Genomic DNA, 5,450 nt, shown 5'->3' with positions numbered 1-5,450 from the left:
TCATCAGGAACACTGAGTTTAAAATGGGAAAGTTATTTTTAGACCACTCCTTACTCCGGGAATCACAGCGACTTGCCAGATAAAATGCATACCGGCAATTTGTGATTATGGTGGTATTGAGCTGTCTTTATTCACTGATGTTGTCAATGAAACTCCGGTCACTGATTTTGATGAATTCAAGTAACTGTTGCTCAAACCCTTCACCATAGTTGCTAATCGTCAGGGAGTTCAGTGGATAGCCGCACACTGTGGATGATATTCGGGCGTTTTCGGAAAAACAGAAGCACTTTTTACCCAGTGTCAGAGCGGTGGCCAGTTCGAAGCCGGCACCTGTCGATGGGTAGGTCAAATCCCAGAGACAGAAACGGGCGTTTCTCAAACTGTCCAGCCCCCAGTAGTAGCAGGCCAGTTCTTTATGCAGCTCAATTGGATCAGAGGCACGAAACGGGGACAGCTTATTGACCTGTTCTTCGGTACTGAGCTTGAGAAACTTTTCAGGAATATTGGTTATGGACGCTGCTGACCGGCTATGCAGCTTGTCATCCAGAACAACATCGGCATGGCATTGGAAACCGTAGTTTCTGAGCAACTCACAGATACGTATCGCACGGTCAATAATTTCCCGGGCCTGAGTTTTTGACCGACTGGTGACACTGGCACCATAAAAAACGACGCAATCCTTCATCGCGGGTTCTCTGGCATAGGTTGATCGAACAACTATAGCAGCTGACAGTCTGAAACCGGGCAGAATACTGATGCCGTTGATCCTGGCACTGTTAAAAAGCGTGAGGTCAATTCCGGGTTCAAGTATCCATGATCGAAAAGCGAGTTAAAATTGCTACAAACTACCCGGATTTTTATGAGATCAATGAATATTGACACCGATGTGATGCGGTATTCCCGCAAGACTAAGGGTCACTGCATGGAAAACACAGTATAACTGTTGTAGTCCACATAAAGATGCGCCATGCTGACTTTGCATTGATTCAGTGATGAATACGAATAACTGGTGATTTGCCAGTAGTCCATAACGGTTTTCTGAACTTGGTAATTTGCAGATTGGCCCTGGTAAATTTCTGTTAGTATCTCTGCACAATGCCAGCAAGCGGAACAACTCAGGATAGACCAAAAGATTATATGATGTTCAGGACAATAAAAGCTGATATGTTAAAAAAACTGGTGTCAATGGTTGCAGGAGTATTAACCATGGTTTCAATAGCAGGCTGTTCAATGACAACGGAGAGAGAAGCCCTTGTGACCCCTGGAGACATAATAAAAAGCCCGGCTGATGACCGCGATTATCGCTATATCACGTTGGCTAATGGCCTTAAGGTGCTACTGATTTCCGACCCGGACACCGACAAGTCTGCTGCTGCTGTGGATGTCAATGTTGGTAGTTACCAGGACCCCGATGACCGCCTTGGGCTTGCCCACTTTCTTGAGCATATGTTGTTTATGGGGACCCAAAAGTACCCGGACGTGGACAGTTACTCTGAATTTATTCGTGCCAATGGTGGCAGCAGTAACGCTTATACTGCTGATGTGCGTACCAATTACTACTTTGATGTCATCAGCGACCAGTTGCAGCCAGCGCTGGATCGCCTTGCCCAGTTTTTTATTGCGCCCGGGCTGGACCCGAACTACATAGAGCGGGAAAAAAATGCGGTCGATTCCGAGTACCGTCTGCACGCCAGAGAAGATGGCTGGCGTCTCTTTTTGGCGCTTAATGCTACGTCGAACCCGGATCACCCGAAAAGCCGGTTTAATATCGGCAGCCTTGACACGCTGCATGATCGTGACGGGCAGCTCTGGCAGTCATTAAAGGATTTTCATGAGAAGTACTATGTTGCAGCCAACATGGGCGTTGTTGTTTATGGCAAAGAGCCACTGGACAGACTTGAACAGTGGGTAAATAGCTCTTTTTCCGCCGTTCCGTCAGGGGCAAGACCCCATTTGCACATTGGTAAACCGCCCTATACCCGGGATGAATTGCAGGCCCGTATCAATATTGTGCCATTAAAAGATACCCGGGTGTTGTCACTGGGTTTTCCGATGCCCAGCGTACAGCCTTTTTATCATGTCAAGCCACTGGGGTATCTTGCCCGAATCATTGGCTATGAAGGCAAAGGCAGTTTGCACAGTGTGTTGAAAGAACGGGGCCTGATTGATTCACTGGCAGCGTACAATAGTGACCTTCCCAATGAGTACAGTGAGTTTACCGTTCGCATGGAGTTGACGCCAGAAGGGTTGACCCGGGTGGATGAGATCACGGCAACAGTATTTGACTATCTTGACCTGATTCGCAGAGAAGGCCTCCAGCCATGGCTCTATGAGGAGAGCAAACAAATTGCAGAACTGGCCTTTCGCTACCAGGAAGACCGTAATCCGCAGCAGACTGTCTCAGGGCTGGCTGCCAGAATGCACTATCTGCCACCGGAGCACTTGCTGGAAGCAAATTACCTCCATGACTCCTATGACCCTGAGCTGATCTTTGGTTATCTGGCCAGAATGACCCCGGAAAATCTACGTCAGGTGGTCATTGCCCAGAACCTCTCTACGGATAAGGTCGAGCCGTACTTTGCGACTCAATACAGCATACAGCCTCTCTCGGATGAACTGGTCACACGGCTGAAAACGCCCATTGCCCGACAATCACTGACTATTCCTGAACCTAACCCGTTCATCGCCAGCAACCTTGGGCTGCATGACAGCCCCGAGGTCAGTGAGCCGACGGTTATTCTTGAACAGCCGGGATTACGGCTATGGAGCCTGACCGATACCAGCTTCAATATGCCCCGGGGCAATGTGCGGGTGATGATTTCTACACCGGCGGCTTCAGCCACCCCCGACGATAGTGTATTGATCCAGATATACAAGTCCCTGTTGGCACGAAGTCTCAATGAATACGGTTATCCGGCCAGGGAGGCTGGTCTTAATTACAGCATCACCGCCGGGCGGCGTGGACTATTAATCAGCCTGGCCGGATATCAGGACAAACAGGCCGTGCTGCTGGAAGATATTCTCAAGGCAATAGCAACCTTCAAGCCTGAGAAGAGTGCTTTTGAACAGGAACAGGCCGCACTGGTCAGAGGGCTGAAAAATAAGAAGTTCCATGCGCCTTACCGGTTGGGAATGGATGCGCTCAGCCAGGTAACCTATCCTTCCTACCATGAAGATGACGTTCTGTTGAATGCTGCTGAAAAGGTGACTTATGAGCAACTGATTAACTATGCCCATGCCTTTTACCAGCAGATTCATATAGAAATGCTGGTGTATGGCAACCACAGTCAGCAGGAGGCATTAACACTGTCGTCAATGGTGGCGTCGGTATTACTGAATGACCACAACCGTCGGGACCGCTTTGATCTGCCCTTCCACCTTCTGGGAGACACAAATCGTGTTCTGAATAGGGATATTGAGCACGATGACTCAATGCTGATCAGTTATTACCAGATGCCCGAGACGGATAACCGGGAACGTGCCCGATACGCCTTGCTTGGCCGACTTCTGGCAAATCCGTTTTTTAACAGCCTGCGTACGGAACAGCAGTTAGGGTACGTGGTGTTTGCCGGACCTCGCCCCTTTGAGAAACATCCCGGCGTCATTTTTGTTGTGCAATCGCCAAAGCTGGATCCTATTGGCCTGGAAAATCGTGTTGATCAGTTTTTGAACGCTCAAAAGGCGGTGCTGGCAGAACTGACAGACCAGGAGCTGGAACAGTACCGTCAGGGGTTAATCGGTGACCTGCTAAAGAAAGACGACAATATGGATGAGCGTAATGGCCGTTTCTGGCAGGGAATCGCCAGTGGCGAACTGGATTTTGACAATCGAGAGAAGATTGCTGATGAAATTCGCCAACTCAAGCCCTCGGATATGCAGTCTGCCCTGGCGAGGCTGGTGACAAATAGAGGCAAGCTGGTTATCCGTTCCTTTGGTGTGCCTCACAAAAAGGCGTACCGGAAAGAGACTGACAGAATCGAATGCAACACCATTGGTTGTCTGGACGATCTGCCAGTCAGTAAATAGCTTTCTTTCGAGGCAGTGATTGCTGCCTCCTGAACACCTCATTATCTGTTGAATTGGTTGCCTGTTTTCTATTCCACTTTCATACCATTTGCTTCCCTTGTGGTATTTTCGTTGATAATCAAGACTCAGTTACCTATGCTTTTTGCCAACGGATAAGAAGGGGTAATGTGTATGGCCGCTGACGTTCTGTTTTCCGAACTGAATGCCCGGGGTAATAAAAATATTGGTCTGATCACGCTGAATGCTGAAAATGCTTTGAACGCATTAAATCAATCCATGATTGACTCGCTGCTCAGCCAATTGTCTGACTGGCGTGATAATGACGAAATTGTTGCTGTGTTTATCCGGGGCAGCGGCGAAAAGGCCTTTTGTGCCGGTGCTGATGTGCTGGCGCTGAGGCAGGCTGTGATTGATGGCAAGCAGGAAGTACCCGTTCATTTTTTTGCCACTGAGTATCGTGTTGACTACACCATTCACACCTACCCAAAGCCAGTGATCTGCTGGGGTAATGGCATTGTGATGGGAGGCGGTATTGGTTTGATGGCTGGTGCTGATTTCAGAATAGTGACCGATACCTCAACGCTGGCCATGCCGGAAATCAGTATTGGTCTCTACCCGGACGTTGCCGGCAGCTGGATTCTCAGCCATCTGCCCGCCAGGCTTGGCCTGTTTATGGCGCTGACCGGGTGTCGGCTTAATGCGGCTGATGCGATCTACGTTGGCCTGGCGAACCGTTTTATCGACCATGCTTTTTGTGACAATGTTCTGGAGTCTCTGCAGCAAGCGAGCTGGAACGCTTCTGAAACCCACGCTGTGGTTTATGGGGTGATGCAGAAATACCGGGAAAAAAGTGCCGGCTGGCTACCCTATTCGAAGGTGCGTGAGCATCGGGACTTAATTGTCAGCCTGATGGATCAACCATCCCTGGCCGGTGTGATGTCTGCCATTGATAGCCTTGAGACCGATGATGAGTGGCTGCTGGCCGCGAGAAAAACCGCACTCCATGGTTCGCCACTGTCGGCAGCTATTGGCTATCGACAGTTACACAAAGCCCGTCACATGTCCCTTAAAGAGGCATTTCAGAGTGAGTTGGTCCTGTCTGTGAATACGGTACTTCATGGAGATTTCTGCGAAGGTGTCCGGTCCCTGCTGGTTGACAAGGACAACAACCCCCGGTGGAAGTTTAACGCCGTTGATCAGGTCGATGAACAATTATTGAATAAATTGTTCAGCTCACCCTGGCCTGACAATCCGCTTCGCGGCCTCCAGGAGGCTGTCCGAGAATAGTCTGCCGTACTGCGGTTGCGATAAATTGGTTTAAAAATTCCTGCTTCTTCATCAAATAGCCCCGCTATTCTCCTCAGAATCAGAATTTTTAGTGAATAGTGGTTCTATTTACTAAAAATTTCCGACTTTTTAGACCA

3 protein-coding genes are annotated in these 5,450 nt (G+C 49.1%); 2 read left to right on the top strand and 1 reads right to left on the bottom strand.

Going from position 1 to position 5,450, the window contains the following annotated elements:
• Positions 1–127: 127 nt before the first annotated feature.
• On the bottom strand, positions 128–685 hold the full coding sequence (locus KDK14_RS03185) for a hypothetical protein (RefSeq protein ID WP_257263575.1): 558 nt from the start codon (positions 683–685) through the stop codon (positions 128–130).
• A gap of 521 nt (positions 686–1,206) precedes the next feature.
• Here KDK14_RS03185 and KDK14_RS03180 point away from each other — a divergent pair.
• Together KDK14_RS03180 and KDK14_RS03175 are read left to right on the top strand one after the other, a co-directional pair.
• Positions 1,207–4,026 carry an insulinase family protein gene (locus KDK14_RS03180; RefSeq protein WP_257263574.1) on the top strand — a complete coding sequence of 940 codons (2,820 nt, stop codon included), beginning with the start codon at positions 1,207–1,209 and terminating at the stop codon, positions 4,024–4,026.
• A gap of 171 nt (positions 4,027–4,197) precedes the next feature.
• A complete protein-coding gene (locus tag KDK14_RS03175) occupies positions 4,198–5,313 on the top strand; it encodes an enoyl-CoA hydratase/isomerase family protein (protein ID WP_257263573.1) in 1,116 nt (371 codons plus the stop codon).
• The last annotated feature ends 137 nt before the right edge of the window (positions 5,314–5,450 follow it).

It is taken from the genome of Endozoicomonas sp. ONNA2, assembly GCF_024606365.1.
Lineage (GTDB): Bacteria > Pseudomonadota > Gammaproteobacteria > Pseudomonadales > Endozoicomonadaceae > Endozoicomonas.
Note: the sequence above shows the minus strand (reverse complement) of the source record. Positions and strands in the feature narration are given on the sequence as shown.